Genomic DNA, 22366 nt, shown 5'->3' on the forward strand with positions numbered 1-22366 from the left:
TCATTGCTGTGCGGATCTGGGCGGAAATGCCCAGGTCCGCACAGCTGTTTTCGCGCTCAATTTAAATAGATGATGGAGATGAGTATGGCATTGGATTTGTTTTCCCCAGTCAAGCTAGGCGGTATTGCCCTGCAAAACCGCGTGGTCATGGCGCCGTTAACACGCAATCGTGCGGGCGAGGGCGGTGTGCCGCAGGCAATGAATGTGACTTACTACGAACAGCGTGCAACGGCAGGGTTGATTATTACCGAAGCCACGCCGATTTCACCCATGGCGCATGGTTATCCGGCATTGCCAGGCATTTATACCGATGCGCAAGTGGCTGGCTGGAAGAAAATCACTGATGCCGTGCATGCCAAGGGCGGCAAAATTGTGATTCAGTTATGGCATGTGGGCCGTATTTCCCATCCTAGCCTGTTGCCTAATCAGGCGACGCCAGTCGCGCCTTCTGCACTCAAGCCAGCGGGTCAGGCATTTACGTATCAAGGTTTGCAAGATTACGTCAAGCCGCGTGCGTTGGACGTTTCAGAATTGCCAGCGATTGTGCAGGATTATGTGCATGCCACTCGCTGCGCGATTGCCGCCGGGTTTGATGGCGTAGAAGTGCATGCGGCTAATGGTTATTTACTAGACCAGTTTTTGCGCGACGGTACGAATCAGCGCCAGGACCAATATGGCGGCTCACTTGAAAACCGTACGCGCTTGTTGATCGAAGTGGTGCAGGCCGTGGTGGATACCATAGGCGCCGACAAGGTGGGTGTGCGTTTATCCCCAGTGAATCCATTCAATGACATGCGAGACAGTCAGCCGCAGCAGACGTTTAATTATGTAGCGCAGGCATTGAATCAATTCAATCTTGCTTACCTGCATGCGGTGGAAGGTGGCATTCATGGCGGTGGCGAGTCTGAGCCGTTTGATTTTGCGGCGTTCCGTCAGTTGTTTAACAACGGCTATATTGCCAACCTCAGTTATGACAAGGCGCGCGGTGACGCGGCGATTGCCAGCGGTCATGCCGATGCGGTGGCTTACGGCGTACCGTTTATTGCCAACCCTGACCTGGTGGCGCGCTTTGCCAACAATGCACCACTCAACGCTGCAGACTCGGCAACCTTCTATGGTGGTACCGAGCATGGTTATACCGATTATCCATTTTTGACCGCTTAATCAATAGGTGTGTCGCGCGAATGCCACTGATTCGTTGCGATATGCCCTGTTGTGCTTGCCGCTCACAGTGTGCGGGCGTAAAATTCGCGCAACGCGAATTCAATCGAGCTAATGCTCCGCACATTGTGAGTTAATTTCTGCATGTCCCGCCCTGAGATCACCCCCTTATCCCCACACAAACTTGTTGTTGCCAACTGGAAAATGCATGGCAGCCTTGCCCGCAACCAGGTGCTGCTTGATGGCTATCTGCAAGGCTTGCAATCCTTGCCGCAAACCGATGTGGTGGTGTGTGTGCCTTATCCTTATCTGGCACAAATGCAATCCTTGTTGACCGGTACCTCCGTCGCCTGGGGGGCGCAAAATATTGCCAAATATGAAGAGGGCGCATACACCGGCGAAGTGAGTGCCGAAATGTTGCGCGATTTTGGTGCGCGTCATGTGATCATTGGCCATTCAGAGCGTAGTACTGCCTATTGCGAATCGGATGAAAACATTGCCGAAAAATTCATGATGGCCAAACGCCATGGCTTGACGCCGATTTTGTGCGTCGGTGAAACCTTGCTGGAGCGTGAAGCAGGCGTGATGGAGCGTGTGGTGGGTAAGCAGCTTGAGACCATTATCCGCCTGTTTGGTGGTGAAGCGTTTGCGCATACTATTGTATCTTATGAACCAATCTGGGCCATCGGCACCGGCCTGGCAGCTTCAGCTGAGCAAGCCGTGGCCATGCACCAGTTTATTCGTGACACCGTTGCTGCTGCCGATAAAACCGCGGCGGATAGCTTAAAAATCCTCTACGGGGGCAGCGTAAACCCGCAAAATGCGGTACAATTATTAAATCAGAAGGAAATAGACGGCGCGCTGGTCGGTCGTTGCTCGCTAGATGTGGAGCAATTTATAAAAATATGTCAGGCCGTTCTTGAAAATAGCGTCATCTAGATAGCGAAGATGCCAAAAGCTTAATCGTTATTCAATCAATGGATTAAAGAAATATGGAAAATGTCATTCTCGTCATTCATGTGTTGGCAGCCGCTGCCGTGATTGGCTTGGTCTTATTACAGCATGGCAAGGGCGCCGATATGGGTGCCGCCTTTGGAAGTGGTGCCTCCGGCAGTTTGTTCGGGGTGTCCGGCTCTTCTAACTTGCTCAGCAAGCTGACATCGATTTTTATTACAGTGTTTTTTGCAACTAGCTTGACGCTGGCATTTATGTCCAGTCATAAAGCGGGTTCTGGCAGCGTGGTTAAATCTGCGTTGACACAACAGGCTCCGGCCAAAGGTGAGGCAGTTGAAGCTGCTAAGCCAGTTGAAAATACACCCAAAGATATTCCTAATTAATATTTAGCCGTCGTGGTGGAATTGGTAGACACGCTATCTTGAGGGGGTAGTGACGAAAGTCGTGCGAGTTCGAGTCTCGCCGACGGCACCAGTCCCATGTTGTTTTGCGACGTGGCTGGATGGGAATTGGTTATTTGGGAGTATTTCAATGTGCTGTTGGGCGGGATGCATTGAAATAACTTGTTAACATGATCGATTAAGGCAAATCAGTGTTAGAAAACTATTTCCCAATTCTGATGTTTATCCTGGTCGGCCTGGGCGTAGGCTTGGGGCCGCTGATTGCAGGTAAAATTCTCTCTCCGCACAAACCTGATGCGGAAAAAAACTCTCCTTATGAGTGCGGCTTTGAAGCGTTTGAAGATGCCCGCATGAAATTCGATGTGCGCTACTATCTGGTCGCCATTCTGTTTATTCTGTTTGATCTCGAAATTGCATTTCTTTTCCCGTGGGCGGTGGTGATTCAGGAAATTGGATCCGCTGGCTTCTGGGCAATGATGGTCTTTTTGTTTGTATTGGTGGTCGGCTTCATCTTTGAATGGATGAAGGGCGCCCTTGAATGGGATTAATGCAAAATGAGCATTGAAGGCGTATTGGAAAAAGGGTTTGTCACTACCACGCTAGACACAGTGATTAACTACACGCGGACGGGTTCCTTGTGGCCGATGACATTCGGTCTGGCCTGTTGTGCGGTGGAAATGATGCACGCTGGTGCCTCGCGTTACGATCTGGACCGCTTTGGTATTGTGTTCCGTCCTAGTCCGCGTCAGTCAGATGTGATGATTGTGGCCGGCACGCTGGTGAATAAAATGGCGCCGGCTTTGCGTAAAGTGTATGACCAGATGGCTGAGCCGCGCTGGGTGATTTCCATGGGCAGCTGTGCCAACGGCGGCGGCTATTATCATTATTCTTATGCGGTGGTGCGTGGCTGTGACCGCATCGTGCCAGTAGATGTCTATGTGCCTGGTTGCCCGCCAACCGCTGAAGCCTTGCTGTACGGCATTATTCAGTTGCAAAAGAAAATCAAGCGCACCAATACCATCGCCAGAACCTGATTCTTAAGCCATCCAGATCAAAAAACATTAAGCCCAAGAAATTAAACTATGTCCGCAAAACTCGAACATTTGTCCGCACAGCTCAAGTTGGCCTTGGGTGATGGTGTGGTCAGGCTAGAGCAGAAGCTGGGTGAGATCACAGTAGAAGTGCATGTGAAACACCTGCTAGCTGTCGCAGAAAAACTCAAAACACATGCCGAGCTTAAGTTTGAACAGTTGATTGACTTGTGTGGCGTCGATTATTCCGATTACGGGGATGGTCGCTGGGAAGGTCAGCGCTATGCTATCGTGTTGCATTTGCTGTCTGTGAGCCTGAACCAGCGTGTACGTATCCGCGCGTTTGCCGCAGATGATGATTTCCCAGTATTCCCAACCCTGGTCGATATCTGGCCAGTAGCGAACTGGTTTGAGCGTGAAGCATTTGACCTCTATGGCATCATGTTTGAAAACCACCCTGATTTACGCCGCTTGCTGACAGACTATGGCTTTGTTGGCCATCCTTTCCGCAAAGATTTCCCCATGATTGGTAATGTTGAAATGCGTTATGACCCGGTGCAGCAGCGCGTGATTTATCAGCCAGTGTCTATTGATCAACGGAACAATGTGCCGCGCGTGATTCGTGACGAAGGGGCGCATCATGGCTGAAATTAAAAACTATACGATGAACTTTGGCCCGCAGCATCCTGCGGCGCACGGAGTGTTGCGCCTGGTGCTGGAGCTGGATGGTGAAGTGATTCAGCGTGCTGATCCGCATATTGGATTGTTGCATCGCGGCACAGAAAAGCTGGCCGAGAACCGTACTTATCTGCAAAGCGTGCCTTATATGGATCGCTTGGACTATGTGTCCATGATGGCCAACGAGCACGCCTACGTGATGGCGATTGAAAAAATGCTAGGCATAGACGTGCCTGTGCGTGCACAGTATATCCGCGTCATGTTCGACGAAATTACCCGTATCCTCAACCACTTGCTGTGGCTAGGTGCACATGCGCTGGACGTTGGCGCCATGACGGTATTCCTGTACGCATTCCGCGAACGTGAAGATTTGTTTGATGTCTATGAAGCCGTGTCTGGCGCGCGTATGCATGCAGCGTATTATCGTCCAGGCGGTGTTTATCGTGACCTGCCGGAAAAAATGCCGCAGCACGAAACTACCAAATTCCGCAGCGCAGACGAAATCAAAAAACTCAATGAAAACCGCCAGGGCTCCATGCTGGACTTCATTGAAGACTTTACCAACCGTTTTCCGACCTATGTCGATGAATATGAAACCTTGTTGACGGATAACCGTATCTGGAAGCAGCGTACGGTGGGTATTGGTGTGGTCACGCCTGAGCGTGCGCTGGCACTTGGTTTGACTGGCGCCATGTTGCGCGGCTCCGGGATTGCCTGGGATTTGCGCAAGAAGCAGCCGTATGAAGTTTATGACAAAATGGACTTTGATATCCCGATTGGTGTGAATGGCGACTGTTATGACCGTTACCTGGTGCGCGTGGAAGAGATGCGCCAGTCCAACCGCATCATCAAACAGTGCATCGACTGGTTGCGCAAGAATCCAGGCGCAGTCATCACTGATGATAACAAGATTGCGCCGCCAAACCGCGAAGGCATGAAAACCAATATGGAAGACTTGATTCACCACTTCAAGTTGTTTACCGAAGGCTTCCACGTGCCAGCAGGTGAGGCCTATGCGGCAGTAGAACACCCCAAAGGCGAGTTTGGTATCTATATGGTCTCGGATGGCGCCAATAAGCCATACCGTTTGAAAATCCGTGCGCCGGGTTTCCCGCATTTGGCCGCATTGGATGAAATGACACGTGGTCACATGATTGCTGACCTGGTGGCGATTATTGGGACACAGGATATTGTGTTCGGCGAGATCGACAGATAAGCCGAACGCATCAACGGAACGAAGAGATAGCACGGATCGAAAAGACAAGGTACAAGCATGCTCAGTGCAGAATCCATTGAAAAGATTGAATACGAACTGTCGAAATATCCAAAAGACAGACGTCAGGCGGCCGTGATGTCGGCCTTGCGGATTGTACAAATGGAACGCGGCTGGTTGTCTAAGGAAAGTATTTCCGAAGTCGCCAAGTATTTGCGTATTCCGGAAATCGCTGCGCTGGAAGTGGCGACTTTCTACAATATGTATGACCTGGAGCCAGTCGGCCAGCATAAGATTACAATCTGTACCAATATTTCCTGCATGCTGCGCGGCTCGGACGAGATCGTGGAACACTTGCAGCATAAACTGGGTGTTGGTTTTAACGAAGTCACACCGGATGGCAAGTTCTGCCTCAAAGAAGGCGAATGCATGGGCTGTTGTGGCGGTGCACCGTTATTGCATGTGAATAACAGCGAGATGCACGAATTCTTGACCACTGAAAAAGTGGATGCCCTCATTAACGAGTTGAACAAGGGCTAAGGAACTGACATGGCAAAGACTTCAAACGCGACAGTGAGCACTAAACCTGTGGTCAAAACCGAGTTGGCTGGTCAGACCCTGGTGACCTTGCGTACGCTGGCAGAAGACAATCCAGCCTCACTGGCAACTTATGAAAAACTGGGCGGCTATGTGCAGCTCAAGCGTCTGGTGGCTGAGAAAGTCAAAGCGCCTGAGATTATCAGCCAGGTCAAAGTCTCCAATTTACGTGGTCGCGGTGGTGCAGGTTTCCCCACCGGCCTCAAGTGGAGCTTTATGCCGCGTTATTACGACGGCACCAAATACCTGGTGTGTAACACCGATGAAGGCGAGCCAGGCACGTTTAAAGACCGCGATATCATCCGCTATAACCCGCACCAGCTGATTGAAGGCATGGCCATTGCCGCCTATACCTTGGGTGCACGCGTCGGTTATAACTACATTCACGGTGAAATCTGGCAAGACTACGAGATTTTTGAAGCGGCGCTGGCCGAAGCACGTGAAGCTGGTTATCTGGGTGAAAACCTGTTTGGCTCCGAGTTCAGCTTTGATCTATATGCCGTGCATGGCTATGGTGCTTATATCTGCGGTGAAGAAACGGCACTGATTGAATCGATCGAAGGCAAAAAAGGCCAGCCACGCTTTAAACCACCATTCCCGGCCAGTTATGGCGTGTTTGGCAAACCGACCAATGTAAACAACACTGAAAGCTATGCCTCTATCCCCTGGATTATGCAGCATGGCGGCCAGGCATTTGCTGATCTCGGTGTGCCTAACTCCGGCGGTAGTAAATTGTTCTCGGTGTCTGGCCACGTTGAAAAGCCGGGCAACTATGAAATCAAAATGGGCACGCCTTTTAAAGACTTGCTCGATATGGCTGGTGGTATCTGGAAAGGTCGCAAGTTAAAGGCCGTGATTCCAGGCGGCCCGTCCACTGCGGTGATGCCAGCCAGCGCCATTGAAAATGCCACCATGGATTATGATGGCTTGAGCAAAGCAGGTTCCAGCCTGGGCGCTGGCTCCATGATTGTGATGGACGAAACGACCTGTATGGTGAAAACGCTCAAGCGTCTGAGCTACTTTTTTTATGAAGAAAGCTGTGGCCAATGTACGCCATGCCGTGAAGGCACGGGTTGGGTTTACCGCATTATTGAGCGCATCGTCGACGGCAAAGGAAAAATGGAAGATCTGGACCTGCTGACAGATTTAAGCAATAACATTTCTGGCCGCACCATTTGTGCGCTGGGTGATGCGGCAGCGACGCCTGTATTGAGCTTTATCAAGCACTTCCGTCCCGAATTTGAATATTACATCCAGCATGGCAAGTCCATGGTCGATGGTAAATAAACGCTATCAAGCTTAACGGTAATCACATGCTAAACATCGAAATTGACGGCAAACCACTAGAAGTCGAACACGGCAGCACCATTATTGATGCTGCGGATACGGCAGGCATCGCCATCCCGCGCTTTTGTTACCACAAAAAATTGTCCGTGGCTGCCAATTGCCGTATGTGCCTGGTGCAGGTAGAAAAATTCAACAAGCCACTGCCAGCCTGTGCAACGCCGGTGGCTGATGGCATGAAGATTTATACCCGCAGTAAATCGGCGGTGGAAGCACAGCAAAGCGTGATGGAGTTTTTGCTGATTAACCATCCGCTGGATTGCCCGATTTGCGATCAGGGTGGTGAGTGTGATTTGCAGGATATTGCCGTGGCTTACGGTGCCTCTGGCTCTCGCTATACCGAAGAAAAACGTGTGGTGTTCAATAAAAATATCGGTCCGCTGGTGAGCACCGATATGACACGTTGTATTCAATGTACACGCTGTGTGCGCTTCCTCAAAGAGGTCGGTGGCATGCAAGAATTAGGTCTGGTAAACCGTGGCGAGCATGCTGAAATTACCGCTTATGTTGACCAGTCTGTGAATTCAGAGCTCAGCGGTAATATTATCGATTTGTGCCCGGTGGGCGCATTGACCAGCAAACCGTTCCGTTATTCTGCCCGTAGCTGGGAGCTGGTACGCAGACCTTCGATTGCCCCGCATGATGGCTTGGGTTCACATATCGAAGTGCATGTTAAAGACAACAAGGTCATGCGTGTGTTGCCGCGTGAAAAAGAGTCGATTAACGAGTGCTGGTTATCTGACCGTGACCGTTTCTCTTACGAAGGCCTGAACAGTCCTGACCGCCTGAAAGTGCCTATGATCAAGCACAACGGTCAATGGCAGGAAACTGACTGGAAAACCGCGCTGGAGTTTGCCGCAGGTCAGTTGAAAGACATCACCAAAGAATATGGCGGCGATGCCTTGGGTGTGCTGGTTTCACCTAATAGCACTATGGAAGAGGGTTACCTGATCAAGCAACTGGCCGAAGGCCTAGGCAGTGGTAACGTCGATTACCGCTTGCGTCAGACCGATTTCCGCCTGGATGGTAAACGGACAGGCACGCCATGGATGGGTTGCAATATCCAGGAAATCGAAGAGCTGGACCGTATCCTGCTGATTGGGTCTAATCTGCGCAACGAGCATCCATTGCTGGCACAGCGTATCCGCAAGGCGGTGGCGAATGGAGCTGAGCTGTGCATTGTCAGCCCGCTGGATAACGACCCATTGATGGATATCGCGCATAAGGTCATTGTGCGTCCTAACGATATGGTGAACGTTCTGGGCCAGATTCTGAAAGCCATGTCCGGCTTGCAAAAGCTGTCACTGTGCTTGCCACCGACTCTGAATAGATTGCTGGAAGAAATCCAGGTTCGTCCAAACACACAAAAAATTGCCGAATGCCTGGCTGGTATCAGTGAAGAGCTGATCCTGATCGCGCCTAAAGTCGGTATTTTCCTCGGCAATATGGCCTTGAGTGATCCCCGTTTTACCGAGATGTACAGTATGGCTGAAGCCATCGGTGGTATCACAGGCGCCAAAGGCGGCATTTTGCCACCAGCGGCCAACAGTACTGGTATGCATATGATGGGCGTGATGCCTTCCGCCACCGGTATGCATGCGCGTGCCATGATTGAAGTGCCACGCAAGGCCTACCTGCTGCTGAATATCGAGCCTGAGCTGGATTGCCAGCATGCGGCGTTGGCGAGTGAGGCAATGGCGAAAGCCGAGTGCGTGATTGCACTCACGGCTTATAAATCTGCTGCGCTGGATAACGCTGACATTTTGTTGCCGATTGCACCGTTCACTGAAACCTCTGGTACGTTTATGAGTATGGAGGGCCGCGTACAAAGCTTCCAGGCCGTGACTCGTCCACTGGGTGAAACCCGCCCTGGCTGGAAAGTCCTGCGTGTATTAGCCAATACCCTGGGTTTGCCTGGCTTTGACTACAACAGCTCAGAAGAAGTCAAAAACGCTATTTTCAATGGTGAAAAACCTTCTGCCGTGGTTTGGCGTAGCCTGAACAACAACTTGAAAGAGTTGGTAGAGATTCAAGTCAATATCAAAAAAGACGGCCTGCAACGGATCGGTGAAGTGCCGCAATACGAATTTGACCCGATCGTGCGTCGTTCTGCCCCGTTACAGAAAACCAAATACAACATCCGCCCGATGGCGCGCATGCGTGCTGAGCAGTTGGCTGAGTTGGGCTTGCAGGATGGCGATATTGTGGTTGCCAGCCAGGACAAGGGCAGTGCAGTACTCAAGGTGCGTGTAGATAACCATGTGGCCAAAGGCTGCGTGCGTGTCGCCGCGGCCCATCCGTTAACCGCGGGTCTGGGTGACCTCATGGGCGACATCACTATTGCTAAAGCCACGGCTGATCAAGTGGCGCTTTACGAAAAACAACTGACCGAGATGGCATAACATGCAATTCTTTGCTGAATTATTTGGATCCTACTGGGCAGACGTGCAACTGGTAGTGTGGACGCTGATCAAAATCGTGGCCATTGTGTTGCCGCTGATGATCGGCGTGGCTTACCTGACCCTGGCAGAGCGTAAAGTGATTGGTTTTATGCAGGTACGTATCGGCCCTAACCGTGTGGGTTATTTTGGCCTGTTACAACCATTGGCGGATGGTTTAAAACTGCTTTTTAAAGAAATTATCCTGCCAACCGCCTCTAACAAAGCGCTGTTTTTTATTGGGCCAGTGTTGGCAATTGCACCTGCGTTTGCGGCATGGGCTGTGATCCCGTTTGATGCAACCTTGGTGTTAGCCAATGTGGATGCTGGCCTGTTGTATATCCTGGCCATGACTTCAGTCGCGGTATATGGCGTGATTATTGCGGGTTGGGCCTCCAACTCAAAATATGCTTTCTTGGGTGCGTTGCGTTCGGCAGCACAGATTGTGTCTTACGAGATTGCCATGGGTTTCACCCTGGTGGGCGTACTGATGTGTGCCAACTCCTTGAATCTGGGCAATATCGTGATGGGCCAGGAGGGCGGTTTCTGGCACTGGTATTTCCTGCCACTGTTCCCGCTGTTTGTGGTGTATTTCATTAGTGCCGTGGCCGAAACCAACCGTGCGCCGTTTGACGTCGCCGAAGGTGAATCGGAGATTGTGGCTGGTTTCCACGTCGAGTATTCCGGCATGGCGTTTGCCGTATTCTTTCTGGCGGAATACGCCAACATGATGCTGGTCTCCATGCTAGCGGCGTTGATGTTCCTCGGTGGCTGGTTGTCACCAGTCCCTTTCCTGCCAGACAGCATTTTGTGGTTGCTGGCAAAAGTGGCTTTCCTGCTGTTCCTGTTTTTGTGGTTCCGCGCGACCTTTCCGCGTTATCGCTATGACCAGATCATGCGTCTGGGCTGGAAAGTATTTATTCCCATCACACTGGTCTGGATTGTTGTGGTTGGGGCGATGATGCAGACGCAATGGGCTTATTTGTTCCACTAAACCGGGCGATGCACAAACAGGGATTTTGGAAACCTTACCATGTTGAATTCGATTAAAAATACATTAGGCAGTTTGATGTTAGTGGAAATGCTGAAAGGCATGGCCCTGACCGGACGCTATTTCTTTGCCAAGAAAATCACGATTCAGTATCCGGAAGAGCGGACGCCGCAATCGAACCGTTTTCGTGGCCTGCACGCATTGCGTCGCTACCCGAATGGCGAAGAGCGTTGCATCGCCTGTAAATTGTGCGAAGCCGTTTGCCCAGCCATGGCAATTACGATTGAGTCTGACCAGCGTGAAGATGGCACCCGTCGGACCACACGCTACGATATTGACCTGACCAAGTGTATTTTCTGTGGCTTTTGTGAAGAGTCCTGCCCGGTAGACAGCATTGTGGAAACGCGGATTTTTGACTACCACGGCGAGCAGCGTGGTGACTTGATTTACACCAAGCAAATGCTGCTGGAAGTGGGCGATAAGTACGAGGCACAGATTGCAGAAGACCGTGCCCAAGATAAAGTCTATCGATAAGCGCAGACAGGATAATCATGTTATTTACCGATATTGTTTTTTACGTACTGTCAGCCATTTTGCTGTTTTCGGGTATCCGTGTGATCACCACACGTAACCCGGTGCATGCGGCGCTGTTCCTGGTGTTGGCTTTTTTTACGGCAGCCGGTATCTGGCTGCTGCTAGAAGCTGAGTTCCTGGCCATTGCCCTGATTCTGGTCTATGTTGGCGCCGTGATGGTGCTGTTCCTGTTTGTGGTGATGATGCTGGATATCAACCTCGACAAATTGCGTGAAGGGTTCTGGGAATATCTACCCATGGCCGGTTTGATTGGTATCTTAATGGTGGTCGAGATGACCATGGTGCTGGCAGAGAAAAACCTGCATCCAAGTGAGGCGGTAGAGTTACCCGCCAATTACAGCAATACCGCTGCTTTGGGCAAAGTGTTGTATACCGACTATCTACTGCCATTTGAGCTGGCTGCCGTGGTGTTGCTGGTAGCGATGATTGCGGCCATTGTGCTCACCTTGCGTGAACGCAAAGATAACAAATCCATGAACCCGGCCGAGCAGGTCAAAGTGAAGCGCAACGACCGTCTGCGCATTGTGTCTATGCCTGCCGAAGTAGAAGAAGCCCCGGCAGCGCCGACAGAGGAGAAAAAGTAATCATGGTCGGTTTGTCACATTACCTGATTTTGGGCGCACTGATGTTTGCCATCAGTGTGATTGGGATTTTCCTCAACCGCAAAAACGTGATTATTTTGCTGATGGCCATCGAATTGATGCTGCTGGCTGTGAATCTCAACTTTATCGCCTTTTCACATTACCTGAACGATATCGCTGGCCAGGTGTTTGTGTTCTTTATCCTGACCGTGGCCGCCGCAGAGTCTGCGATTGGCCTCGCGATTCTGGTGGTGTTGTTCCGTAACTTGCGCACCATCAATGTCGACGATCTCGATCAGTTAAAAGGTTAAGCATAATGACAATAAAACAAATCTTGATGTTGATTCCGGTGCTGCCATTATTGGCCGCCGCCATCGTCGGTATTTTCCGCAACTTCCTGCCGCGCTGGGCCGGCCATGTGCTGACCATTGCGGGTGTCGGTGCTGCGTTTGTGTTGGCTGTCTATATTTTTAACCAGACGCTGAGCGGTTTTACCTTGAATGAAGCGATTTATACTTGGCTGGATTCAGGTGACGTGCATTTCGAGGTGGGCTTTCTCATCGACAACCTGAGCGCGATGATGATGGTTGTGGTGACCTTTGTCTCGCTCATGGTGCATATCTACACCATAGGCTATATGGCAGAAGACCCAGGCTATAGCCGCTTCTTTAGCTATATTTCATTGTTTACCTTCTCCATGCTGATGCTGGTCATGAGCAACAACTTTATGCAGTTGTTCTTTGGCTGGGAGGCGGTAGGTCTGGTGTCATACCTGCTGATCGGTTTCTGGTTTACGCGCCCAACCGCGATTTACGCCAACCTGAAAGCATTTCTGGTCAACCGGGTAGGGGACTTTGGTTTCTTGTTGGGTATCGGTATGGTGCTGTATTATTTTGGCAGCCTGGATTACGCGACTGTGTTCCAGCGTGCACCTGGCCTGGCGGAGACACAGATCAATTTGTTGGGTAGCTGCAACTGGTCATTGATGACCGTGACTTGCCTGTTGCTGTTTGTTGGTGCCATGGGTAAATCCGCACAAGTGCCTTTGCACGTGTGGTTGCCAGATTCCATGGAAGGCCCGACACCGATTTCAGCCTTGATTCACGCGGCGACCATGGTGACAGCTGGTATCTTTATGGTGGCCCGTATGTCGCCGCTATATGAGTTGTCGACGACTGCTTTATCCACTGTGATGGTGATCGGTGCGATTACTGCGTTGTTTATGGGCTTCCTCGGCATTATCCAGAACGATATCAAACGTGTGGTGGCTTACTCTACCTTGTCACAACTGGGCTATATGACAGTCGCACTGGGTGCGTCTGCCTATTCAGTGGCCATTTTCCACCTGATGACGCACGCATTCTTCAAAGCCTTGCTGTTCCTTGGTGCCGGTTCTGTGATCATGGGCATGCATCACGACCAGGATATCCGCAATATGGGTAACCTGAAAAAATACCTGCCGATTACCTGGATTACCTCATTGATCGGTTCATTGGCCTTGATCGGCACGCCATTCTTTGCTGGTTTCTACTCTAAAGACAGTATTATCGAAGCGGTAGAATTGTCCCATATTCCTGGTAGCGGCTTTGCCTACTTTGCTGTGATCGTTGGTGTCTTTGTCACTGCCTTCTATTCTTTCCGTCTGTATTTCCTGGTGTTCCACGGTGAAGAGAAATGGCGTCATGCCAAACATGACGACCACGCGCATGCCGCCCATAGCGATGCACATGCTGACGCCCATCACGATGACGACCATGCACACGATGAAGAGCATCATCATGGCCTGGGGCCAAACGATAATCCGCATGAGCCGGGTTGGGTGGTGACCTTGCCATTGGTATTGCTGGCGATTCCGTCCCTGGTGATTGGCTATATTGCGCTGGAACCGATGTTATATGGCGATTTCTTCAAGAATGTCATTTTTGTCAATCCTGAAGCACATCCGGCCATGGAGCATCTGGCACACCATTACCACGAATTCATGCATAGCCCGGCGGGTATGGCGATTCACGGCTTTACCAGCCTGCCATTCTTCCTGGCGGCGTCAGGGGTGTTGCTGTCATGGTTCTTCTATATGAAGCGCCCGGATATCCCGGCAGCCATCAAGGCGCGCTGTAGCGTGATCTACAATATCCTGGAAAACAAATACGGCTTTGACAGCTTTAACGAGAAGTTCTTTGCCGGTGGCTCACGTTGCCTGGGTAGCCTGTTGTGGAAGTTTGGCGATATTACACTGATTGATGGCGCCATGGTCAACGGCACCGCCAATACCATGGGCAAAATCGCAGCCAAAATGCGCAACCTGCAATCCGGTTTAATCTATCACTACGCCTTTGCCATGATTATCGGCGTATTCCTTCTCATGACTTTCTTTATCAAAATAAACTAATGATGCAAGCCGACCTCACAAGTATTTCCTGGTTAAGTCTGGCCATCTGGCTACCGGTGCTCTCCGGCGTGCTGGTATTGCTGCTGGGGGGTGACCATAAGGCCACATTGACACGCTGGCTGGCATTGGCGGGCAGCCTGGTCAGTTTCCTGGTGACGCTGCCGCTGTACACCTTGTTTGATGTGCAGGATGGTTTCTTCCAGTTTGAAGAGCTGTTGCCCTGGGTGCCTGCATTTAATATGCATTACCACCTAGGAGTGGATGGTTTCTCCATGCCACTGGTGTTGCTGACCAGCTTTACCACCGTCATTGTGGTGTTGGCGGGTTGGGAAGTGATTACCAAGCACATTGCCCAGTATATGGCCGCTTTCCTCATCATGAGCGGTATCATGATTGGTGTGTTCACTGCGCTGGACGCCATTCTCTACTATGTATTCTGGGAAGCCATGCTGATCCCGATGTTCCTGGTGATTGGTATCTGGGGCGGGCCGAATCGCGTCTACGCAACCATTAAGTTTTTCCTGTATACCTTGCTCGGCTCATTGCTGATGCTGGTGGCGTTTATCTACCTCTACCACCAAACTGGTAGTTTTGAGCTGGCCGACTACTACCTGTTGCCATTGAGCATGCAGGCACAGATTTATATCTTCATTGCCTTCTTTATGGCATTTGCGGTGAAAATTCCGATGTGGCCGGTGCATACTTGGTTGCCGGATGCCCACGTGGAAGCGCCAACAGGTGGTTCTGTGGTGTTGGCGGCGATTGCGCTGAAACTCGGTGGCTATAGCTTCCTGCGTTTTGCCATGCCGATTGCACCGGATGCGGCGCATTATTTCAGTACCGCCATGATCGTGCTGTCACTGATCGCTGTGGTCTATATTGCGCTGGTCGCCCTGGTACAAAAAGACATGAAGAAGCTGATTGCTTATTCATCCATCTCACACATGGGCTTTGTCACCCTGGGCTTCTTTATGTTCAGCCAGTTAGCCCTTGAGGGCGCCGTAGTGCAGATGATTTCGCACGGCTTTATTTCCTCTGCCATGTTCCTCAGTGTAGGCGTGCTGTATGACCGCGTGCATAGCCGTGAAATCTCGGCTTATGGTGGTGTGGTCAATAAAATGCCGGTGTTCGCTGCCTTTGCGGTGCTGTTTGCCATGGCGAACAGCGGCTTGCCAGGCACCTCGGGTTTCGTTGGTGAATTTATGGTGATTCTGGCAGCAGTCAAGTTTAACTTCTGGGTAGCCTTTTTCGCGGCCACGACCTTGATTTTTGGCGCGGCGTATACCTTGTGGATGACCAAGCGCGTGTTCTTTGGCAACGTGACCAACCACCACGTGGCTGAACTGAGCGACCTCAACAAGCGCGAGTTCCTGATTTTGGGTATTTTGGCCTTGCTGGTGATTGGTTTTGGTGTCTATCCGCAACCACTGACTGAAGTGATGCAGGCCACCAGTGCAGAGTTCCTGAAACACATGGCGATTTCCAAATTGCCCGTCACAGGCTATTAAGGCAGGATTTTAGAAAATGGATAATATGCAATTCGATTTGCTCGCCCTGTTGCCGGAACTGGTGGTGTTGGGCATGGCCATGTTTATTTTGTTGCTGGACTTGTTCATCCTGCCACAAAATCGTTTCATGATTTATGGCCTGAGCCAGTTTACCCTGTTTGCTGCAGCGTTCTTTACCTTTAAAACACATACGCCTGCCGTCGGCTTTGCCTTCTCGCACATGTTTATCGACGACACCTTGTCTGATGTCATCAAACTCATGATGTATCTAGGCACGTCGCTGATTCTGGTTTATACCCGCAAATACCTGCAAGACCGCAACCTGTATCGTGGTGAATTTTATGCCATGGTGTTGTTCGGCCTGTTGGGCATGATGATTATGGTGTCCGGCCATAATATGCTGACAATCTACATCGGCCTGGAGTTGTTATCCCTGTGCCTGTATTCATTGGTGGCGTTTGACCGTGATAATCCTAGAGCGTCTGAGTCTGCCATGAAGTACTTTGTACTGGGTGCATTGGCGTCTGGTATGTTGCTGTATGGCATGAGCATGCTGTATGGCATGACCGGCAGCCTGGATGTGAGTGATATTGCTAATAGCATTGCACAGCAACCAAAAAGTCCGGTGCTGATACTGGGTCTGGTGTTTGTGGTGGCAGGGCTAGCTTTTAAGTTTGGTGCGGTGCCATTCCAGATGTGGGTGCCGGATGTGTATCAAGGTTCACCGACACCGATGACCTTGCTGATTGGTTCAGTGCCCAAGCTGGCGGCTTATGCCATGACTGTACGCTTGCTGGTACAAGGCCTGCACCCGCTGGCGTTGGACTGGCAGGACATGCTGGTGCTGATGGCGGTTTTGTCTATCATCATTGGTAACTTCAGCGCGATTGTACAAACCAACCTCAAGCGTATGCTGGCATACTCCACCATATCGCATGTTGGTTTCATCATGTTCGGCATGATGAGCGCCAATGCCAACGGCTTTGCCTCTAGCTTCTTTTACATCAGCACGTATGTACTGATGTCGATCGCAGGTTTTGGTATTATTCTGTTGTTGAGCCGTCAAGGTTTTGAGGCCGAAGAAATCAATGACCTCAAAGGCCTCAATCAGCGCCATCCGTGGTTTGCTTTCCTCATGCTGATCATCATGTTTAGCATGGCAGGTATTCCGCCTACCGTTGGTTTTTATGCCAAGTTTACCGTGCTGCAGGCTGCGTGGCAGGCAGGGTTTACCTGGCAAGTGGTGCTGGCCGTATTGATGGCAACCATCGGTGCGTTTTATTACCTCAATATCGTGCGCAAAATGTACTTTGATGCGCCTGAAGACCACACACCACTGACCGCCCCAGTTGATATGCGTTTTATTCTCAGTGTGCATTCACTGGCTTTGCTGGGGCTGGGCTTGTTCCCGGAAGTGTTGCTGGGTGTCTGTGGTCACAGCTTGTTAATTAGTCTGCAATAATCATGGCCGCAAAACTTATTTTTTTACTGCTCATGCTGTTTATGGCCAACCTGGGCTGGGTCTCGGATAAATGGCTGGGCCTGGCAGGGACGATTACCCAATTGTGGCAGCGCTTTGCCGTGCTGTTACCTGCCTATTTCATTACGCTGGTCATTGCCTACCTGGTTGAGCGTTTTGTCATGGGGCAGGTCTGGCCACAAGGCTGGGAGTTTTACAGCGTGACGCTGTGCGTATTCCTGGTGCTATCTTTCCCTGGGTTTATCTACCGCGTGCTGTGGAAGTAATTGCACGTCACATTAATTTCATCAATTCTTCACGATAGTTTCAAGCATCGCAGTCAGACTATGCTTACCCAAGAAGCATAGTCGGGGTGAGCCCCGGAAAGGACTTGAGATGCTGAAACTACAACAAACCCTGGGATGGGTGCAGTCGGTAGACAGCCGGTTGTGTGTCAAAGTCAGCCATACCGGGCAATATCGTCTCATTCGCAACGTGTTCCGCGCCATTTCACGCATGGGTGATGGCATGTTCTGGTACCTGCTGATGCTGGTCATCGCAGTGACTCAAGGCCAGCACGGACTCTACGTTTGTCTGCATATGTTGACAGCAGGACTCACTGGTACTTTGGCCTATAAATGGCTCAAACATCGCACCAGCCGCCCAAGACCGTTCCAGGTCCGCCAGGATGTGTTGTTAAGTGGCACGCCGCTGGATTACTTTAGTTTCCCCTCTGGCCACACCCTGCATGCGGTGGCCTTCGGTATGGTCGCCGTGCATTATTACCCTCAATTGTTTCCTGTCGTGTATCCATTTGTCGTATTGGTCGGGATGTCGCGCGTGGTACTGGGGTTGCATTATCCTAGCGATGTGCTGGCTGGCGCGGCTATCGGTTACTTGATTGTTGCCTCCTACGCACCGCTGTTTTAAGCTAGATTCTGAATAAATAAAAACGGATGCCTAGGCATCCGTTTTTTGTTTTACGTGGTCAGTTATTGGGCATCGACCAATCTTGCCACCAGATGCATCACAATCGGCCTCACAACCAAGACACAACAAAACGCTACCGGCATTGCCAGCGCATAAGCATGCAATACGTGTAACACATAGCCTGTTTGTATACCGCTATTGGCGGCGACAATCACCATGGACATTAGAAATGCCATGATGCCTGCCATGAAAAAGGCAAAGACATAAGGCGTAAATCTTTTAGGGACCTTACGAAAGATAGTTTTGCGTAAACCGTTTTTTGTTTGCGTCATCATGCTCTCCAATCAGTGTTGTCACTATAGAGTGATATATCCACTGCGAGTAGCCGCTTGAGTATTGAATCAATATAAAGATAAACTATCGAATCATATTATTAATTCGATACTAAATGGATACCTTAAGAAGTATAGAAAGCTTTGTCAAAGCCGTGCAGGCTGGCAGTATTGCCGCTGGTGCCAGATTACAGGGCATCACAGCTGCTGCTGCCAGCCAGAATATTCAGCGGCTGGAGAAATCATTAGGCGCACGTTTGCTGGTTCGCACGACACGCAAGTTGTCGATGACAGAAAGCGGGGAGCTTTATTATGCTGAAGTGCAGCCAGTCATCGCCGCACTCAGCAAGGCACAAGCGGTCATCACCGAGTTTCATGGCCAACCACAAGGCCGCTTAAGGATAGGCTCATCGGTGGCCTTCGGCCGACATGTGCTGATGCCGTTGATCCCGGCCTTTACCCGCCAGTTTCCTAAAGTTTCTATTGAACTCGTATTATCTGACCATAGCCTCGATCATGTCACCGAAGACATTGATATCAGTATCCGTTTTAATCAGCAGTTGGAGCCCGGGCTGGTCGCGCGCAAGATTGCCAGCGTGCCGGTATTGTATTGTGCTTCGCCCGCGTACCTTCAAAGAAAAGGCACGCCTAGCAGTCCCGAGGCGCTTAGCCAGCATGATTGCCTGATGTTTCGCGTGCCGGTGGATGGGCGGTTGCTAAGTTGGGTATTTGATCGCAATGGCATGCACTATGAGCCAGAAATCAATCCCAGTATTATTTGTAACGATATTGATTCGCTACGCCGACTGGCGGTTGAGGGGGCAGGAATCGCACGCCTGGCAGCTTTTGTGGCCAATGATGATATCCGGCAGGGGAGTTTAGTGGCCTTGTTTCAATCCGACGCGACGCAGTATGATTCGGTGCAATCCATCCCTTTATCCTTTTATGCCTGTTACCGTGATCAGCATGCCATGACCAACAAGGTGCGGGCTTTTATGGATTATCTGGTCAAAGCGATGCCGAGTAGCTGGTAATCCCTGCGCAGTGCAATAACACATTTTTTGTCTCTTATCAGCAACGCACAGTCTGGATTGCTTATTTTTATTAAAATACTTGTTGCTAATATTCAATATTGCGTGCATAGTACACCCTCACGAAGTTCAAGTAGTGTTGTTGTTCTCCGGTTCTATCTTTTGGTTCTATCGTTACTTCTCGCCATCTTGATCCTCGTTTTTAAGGGTATTTACCCGCTTTTTTATATTTTATCCAAGGATTTATTATGGTGACAGGTTCTGTTAAATGGTTTAACGACTCTAAAGGTTTTGGTTTCATCACTCCGGACAACGGCGGCGAAGATTTGTTTGCACATTTCTCTGCAATTCAATCTGCTGGCTTCAAAACTTTGAAAGAAAACCAACGCGTGAGCTTTGAAGTAGCAACTGGCCCTAAAGGCAAACAAGCTGCAAATATTCAAATCATTGAATAATTCAAAGCCTGTCCGCTGAGTTGCTCAAGTGACTCACCGGAAAAAGCCCGGAGTCCCCGGGCTTTTTTATTGTTAAAAGGATGCTTAATGGCAAAAGAAGAGTTAATTGAAATGCAAGGTGCAGTGACCGAGATCCTGCCAGATGCACGCTATCGCGTGAAACTGGACAATGGTCATGAGTTAATCGCTTACACTGGCGGTAAAATGCGTAAACACAAAATCCGCATTTTGGCTGGCGATAAAATCACTATCGAAATGTCCCCTTATGACATGGACAAAGGCCGTATTATTTTCCGTCATTTAGAGCCACGCAAGCCGTTCTAATCTCTCTGAGTCATTTGGACTCAATCTGACCAATGGCTTGCAACCTGGTTTGCAAGGCCTCACGGTCATTCAATATTGATGGATCTAACTGCAAAAAGGCCTCGATACGAGCTCTGAGTAGGCGATAAGCCTGTTCAAAGCTGGCTTGTATCTGTGCGTCACTGCCTGTGGCTTTAGCTGGATCTTCAACGCCCCAATGCGCGCGCATCACATCGCCTAGATAAGCTGGGCAGGTTTCTCCTGCGGCATTGCTGCACACTGTAATCACGATGTCCGGTTTGACCGGGAGATTGTCCCAGGACTTACTCCGGTAACCTTCAGTCACAATGCCTTTGGCTTGTAATAATGCAATTGAGCGCGGATGCACTTCGCCGGTTGGCTGGCTACCGGCACTCATCGCACGCATGGATGGCGGTGCGAGATGATTAAACGTGGCTTCGGCAATAATCGAGCGACAGGAGTTGCCGGTACATAAAAACAGGATGTGCATATTAAGCGCTTTCATACCAATGCTTGGAGCGGTTGACGATGGCTACAATGGATAGCATGACGGGGACTTCAATCAACACACCCACCACGGTCGCCAGGGCTGCACCTGAGTCAAAGCCAAACAAGGCAATTGCCGTCGCGACAGCCAGTTCAAAAAAGTTCGAGGCTCCTATAAGTGCCGAAGGTCCTGCCACGCAATGCGCGACTTTTAATTTTTTGTTTAACCAGTAAGCCAGCAGGGCGTTAAAGTAGACCTGAATCAAAATCGGCACGGCGAGCAGGGCAATGATCAGTGGTTGCGCCAGAATCTGCTGCCCTTGAAAAGCAAACAGTAACACCAGGGTCAGCAATAGCGCCGCCATTGAAAACGGTTGTATGCGTTTTTGTGCCGTATCAAATACTGCCTGGCCTTTTGACAGTAGCCACTGTCGCAACCATTGGCTCAATATGACGGGCACAACGATAAACAACGCAACAGAGGTCAGCAGTGTCTGCCAGGGGACGGTGATGCTGGAAAGCCCAAGTAGCAAGGCGACAATGGGGGCGAAAGCAAACAGCATGATGGTGTCATTGATCGCCACTTGTGACAGCGTGAATCTGGGTTCGCCATGACAGAGGTTGCTCCAGACAAATACCATGGCGGTGCAGGGGGCTGCCGCGAGTAGAATCAGTCCGGCAATATAACTGTCGATTTGGTCTGTGGGCAGCCAGGGGGCGAATAGCTGCCGAATAAATAGCCAGGCCAAGAGGGCCATGGTGAATGGTTTGACCAGCCAGTTAATTGCCAGTGTGACTGCAATGCCTTTGGCATGGCCAAATACTTCACGCATGGCACGAAAGTCTACTTTAACCAGCATGGGGATGATCATGACCCAGATCAGCGCTGCCACAGGCAGGTTGACCTCGGCCAGCTTTGCTTCGCCTATCTGGTGAAAGAACGCAGGCGCTATTTTGCCCAGGAGTATCCCTACGATAATACAGCCTATCACCCACCAGGTGAGGTGTCGTTCAAAGCGGTTGATGCCTGGGGTTGTTGTCATCACTCGTTTTCTTTCGTTGGCTGGCACTGCATGTCAGGGCAGCATGCCGCCTGGCCTGCGCAGCAGTTGTCGGTGAGGTAGGTTAATAATGCGTTCATGCTTTGATAATTAGCCGAATAATAAATAAAGCGGCTTTCTTGTTTGGCACTAATCATTCCGGCATGGCTGAGTTCTTTCAAGTGGAATGACAGCGTGCTGTTGGGGATATGCAGCGTTTGTGAAATGACCCCCGCAGATAGTCCTGCCGGTCCTGCTTGTACCAGGCATCTGAAAATATCCAGCCGGGCTTCCTGGGCGAGGGCGAAGAGTAGTGTGACTGCTTGTTGTGAGTTCATTTAACTATATTTCCATAAATATGGAAATATAGCAAGGTATGCCGGAAGTGTATGGTGTAAGAGGCGCGGTAAGGCGATGTTGAAGAAAAGC

26 protein-coding genes and 1 tRNA gene are annotated in these 22366 nt (G+C 50.5%); 23 read left to right on the top strand and 4 right to left on the bottom strand.

From position 1 onward, the window contains the following. Positions 1 to 84: 84 nt before the first annotated feature. The 20 genes from INP79_RS05005 to INP79_RS05100 all read left to right on the top strand — a co-directional run bounded on the left by INP79_RS05005 (position 85) and on the right by INP79_RS05100 (position 18269). Positions 85 to 1164 (top strand): alkene reductase, encoded by a 1080-nt coding sequence (locus INP79_RS05005; RefSeq protein WP_194753176.1) that lies wholly within the window; start codon positions 85 to 87, stop codon positions 1162 to 1164. A gap of 141 nt (positions 1165 to 1305) precedes the next feature. Continuing rightward, entirely contained in the window at positions 1306 to 2100 is a 795-nt protein-coding gene (gene tpiA / locus INP79_RS05010) for a triose-phosphate isomerase (protein ID WP_194753177.1), read from the top strand. Positions 2101 to 2153: 53 nt separating this feature from the next. Then, entirely contained in the window at positions 2154 to 2498 is a 345-nt protein-coding gene (secG, locus tag INP79_RS05015) for a preprotein translocase subunit SecG (protein WP_194740845.1), read from the top strand. Positions 2499 to 2504: 6 nt separating this feature from the next. Continuing rightward, positions 2505 to 2589: transfer RNA gene (locus INP79_RS05020), tRNA-Leu, on the top strand. A gap of 145 nt (positions 2590 to 2734) precedes the next feature. Beyond that, positions 2735 to 3064, top strand: a complete 330-nt coding sequence (locus INP79_RS05025; protein ID WP_019881811.1) for an NADH-quinone oxidoreductase subunit A — start codon at positions 2735 to 2737, stop codon at positions 3062 to 3064. Between the two features lie 6 nt (positions 3065 to 3070). Then, the gene (locus INP79_RS05030; protein WP_018985714.1) at positions 3071 to 3550 is read left to right on the top strand and encodes an NADH-quinone oxidoreductase subunit B family protein; all 480 of its coding nucleotides are present in this window, start codon (positions 3071 to 3073) and stop codon (positions 3548 to 3550) included. 48 nt (positions 3551 to 3598) lie between these two features. Then, a complete protein-coding gene (locus INP79_RS05035; RefSeq protein WP_194753178.1) occupies positions 3599 to 4195 on the top strand; it encodes an NADH-quinone oxidoreductase subunit C in 597 nt (198 codons plus the stop codon). After that, positions 4188 to 5441, top strand: a complete 1254-nt coding sequence (locus INP79_RS05040; protein ID WP_024929771.1) for an NADH-quinone oxidoreductase subunit D — start codon at positions 4188 to 4190, stop codon at positions 5439 to 5441. Before INP79_RS05035 ends, INP79_RS05040 begins: the two co-directional genes overlap by 8 nt. 57 nt (positions 5442 to 5498) lie before the next feature. After that, the gene (nuoE, locus tag INP79_RS05045; protein WP_194753179.1) at positions 5499 to 5978 is read left to right on the top strand and encodes an NADH-quinone oxidoreductase subunit NuoE; all 480 of its coding nucleotides are present in this window, start codon (positions 5499 to 5501) and stop codon (positions 5976 to 5978) included. A 9-nt stretch (positions 5979 to 5987) separates the two neighbouring features. Continuing rightward, positions 5988 to 7322 carry an NADH-quinone oxidoreductase subunit NuoF gene (nuoF, locus tag INP79_RS05050; RefSeq protein ID WP_194753180.1) on the top strand — a complete coding sequence of 445 codons (1335 nt, stop codon included), beginning with the start codon at positions 5988 to 5990 and terminating at the stop codon, positions 7320 to 7322. A gap of 26 nt (positions 7323 to 7348) precedes the next feature. Next, positions 7349 to 9781 (top strand): NADH-quinone oxidoreductase subunit NuoG, encoded by a 2433-nt coding sequence (gene nuoG / locus INP79_RS05055; protein WP_194753181.1) that lies wholly within the window; start codon positions 7349 to 7351, stop codon positions 9779 to 9781. A gap of 1 nt (position 9782) precedes the next feature. Next, complete coding sequence (gene nuoH / locus INP79_RS05060) at positions 9783 to 10811, top strand: NADH-quinone oxidoreductase subunit NuoH (protein WP_194740850.1); 1029 nt, start codon at positions 9783 to 9785, stop codon at positions 10809 to 10811. 39 nt (positions 10812 to 10850) lie between these two features. Further along, positions 10851 to 11342 (top strand): NADH-quinone oxidoreductase subunit NuoI, encoded by a 492-nt coding sequence (gene nuoI, locus INP79_RS05065; RefSeq protein WP_194753182.1) that lies wholly within the window; start codon positions 10851 to 10853, stop codon positions 11340 to 11342. A gap of 17 nt (positions 11343 to 11359) precedes the next feature. Further along, complete coding sequence (locus INP79_RS05070; protein ID WP_194753183.1) at positions 11360 to 11986, top strand: NADH-quinone oxidoreductase subunit J; 627 nt, start codon at positions 11360 to 11362, stop codon at positions 11984 to 11986. Between the two features lie 2 nt (positions 11987 to 11988). Then, entirely contained in the window at positions 11989 to 12294 is a 306-nt protein-coding gene (gene nuoK, locus INP79_RS05075) for an NADH-quinone oxidoreductase subunit NuoK (RefSeq protein ID WP_019881823.1), read from the top strand. Positions 12295 to 12299: 5 nt separating this feature from the next. Next, complete coding sequence (gene nuoL, locus INP79_RS05080) at positions 12300 to 14372, top strand: NADH-quinone oxidoreductase subunit L (protein WP_194753184.1); 2073 nt, start codon at positions 12300 to 12302, stop codon at positions 14370 to 14372. Beyond that, a complete protein-coding gene (locus tag INP79_RS05085; RefSeq protein ID WP_194753185.1) occupies positions 14372 to 15880 on the top strand; it encodes an NADH-quinone oxidoreductase subunit M in 1509 nt (502 codons plus the stop codon). Before nuoL ends, INP79_RS05085 begins: the two co-directional genes overlap by 1 nt. A 16-nt stretch (positions 15881 to 15896) precedes the next feature. Beyond that, on the top strand, positions 15897 to 17342 hold the full coding sequence (gene nuoN, locus INP79_RS05090; RefSeq protein WP_194753186.1) for an NADH-quinone oxidoreductase subunit NuoN: 1446 nt from the start codon (positions 15897 to 15899) through the stop codon (positions 17340 to 17342). A gap of 2 nt (positions 17343 to 17344) precedes the next feature. Further along, positions 17345 to 17626, top strand: coding sequence for a DUF2818 family protein (locus INP79_RS05095; protein WP_194753187.1), 282 nt, complete (start codon positions 17345 to 17347; stop codon positions 17624 to 17626). Positions 17627 to 17735: 109 nt separating this feature from the next. Beyond that, positions 17736 to 18269, top strand: coding sequence for a phosphatase PAP2 family protein (locus INP79_RS05100; RefSeq protein WP_194753188.1), 534 nt, complete (start codon positions 17736 to 17738; stop codon positions 18267 to 18269). Between the two features lie 62 nt (positions 18270 to 18331). Here the strand turns inward: INP79_RS05100 and INP79_RS05105 are convergent, their stop codons facing one another. Further along, positions 18332 to 18601: a DUF2798 domain-containing protein gene (locus tag INP79_RS05105; RefSeq protein ID WP_194753869.1), complete on the bottom strand. Its 270-nt coding sequence runs from the start codon at positions 18599 to 18601 to the stop codon at positions 18332 to 18334. A 116-nt stretch (positions 18602 to 18717) separates the two neighbouring features. On the opposite strand from INP79_RS05105, the gene INP79_RS05110 reads away from it, so the two are divergent. The 3 genes from INP79_RS05110 (at position 18718) to infA (ending at position 20411) form a co-directional block, all read left to right on the top strand. Beyond that, a complete protein-coding gene (locus INP79_RS05110) occupies positions 18718 to 19635 on the top strand; it encodes a LysR family transcriptional regulator (RefSeq protein ID WP_194753189.1) in 918 nt (305 codons plus the stop codon). 245 nt (positions 19636 to 19880) lie between these two features. Continuing rightward, positions 19881 to 20087 (top strand): cold-shock protein, encoded by a 207-nt coding sequence (locus INP79_RS05115; protein WP_018985697.1) that lies wholly within the window; start codon positions 19881 to 19883, stop codon positions 20085 to 20087. Between the two features lie 87 nt (positions 20088 to 20174). Further along, positions 20175 to 20411 carry a translation initiation factor IF-1 gene (infA, locus tag INP79_RS05120; protein ID WP_018985695.1) on the top strand — a complete coding sequence of 79 codons (237 nt, stop codon included), beginning with the start codon at positions 20175 to 20177 and terminating at the stop codon, positions 20409 to 20411. Between the two features lie 10 nt (positions 20412 to 20421). On the opposite strand, the gene INP79_RS05125 is transcribed toward infA, so the two are convergent. Genes INP79_RS05125 through INP79_RS05135 form a run of 3 tightly spaced genes read right to left on the bottom strand, consistent with a single transcriptional unit; the run spans position 20422 to position 22275 of the window. Further along, positions 20422 to 20901, bottom strand: coding sequence for an arsenate reductase ArsC (locus INP79_RS05125; protein ID WP_194753871.1), 480 nt, complete (start codon positions 20899 to 20901; stop codon positions 20422 to 20424). A 1-nt stretch (position 20902) separates the two neighbouring features. Beyond that, positions 20903 to 21940: an ACR3 family arsenite efflux transporter gene (gene arsB / locus INP79_RS05130; protein WP_194753190.1), complete on the bottom strand. Its 1038-nt coding sequence runs from the start codon at positions 21938 to 21940 to the stop codon at positions 20903 to 20905. Then, positions 21940 to 22275 carry a helix-turn-helix transcriptional regulator gene (locus INP79_RS05135; protein ID WP_194753191.1) on the bottom strand — a complete coding sequence of 112 codons (336 nt, stop codon included), beginning with the start codon at positions 22273 to 22275 and terminating at the stop codon, positions 21940 to 21942. The genes arsB and INP79_RS05135 overlap by 1 nt, the downstream gene beginning before the upstream one ends. Positions 22276 to 22366 lie beyond the last annotated feature (91 nt).

Origin of the sequence: Methylophilus sp. QUAN (genome assembly GCF_015354445.1) — a bacterium.
Taxonomy (GTDB): Bacteria; Pseudomonadota; Gammaproteobacteria; order Burkholderiales; family Methylophilaceae; genus Methylophilus.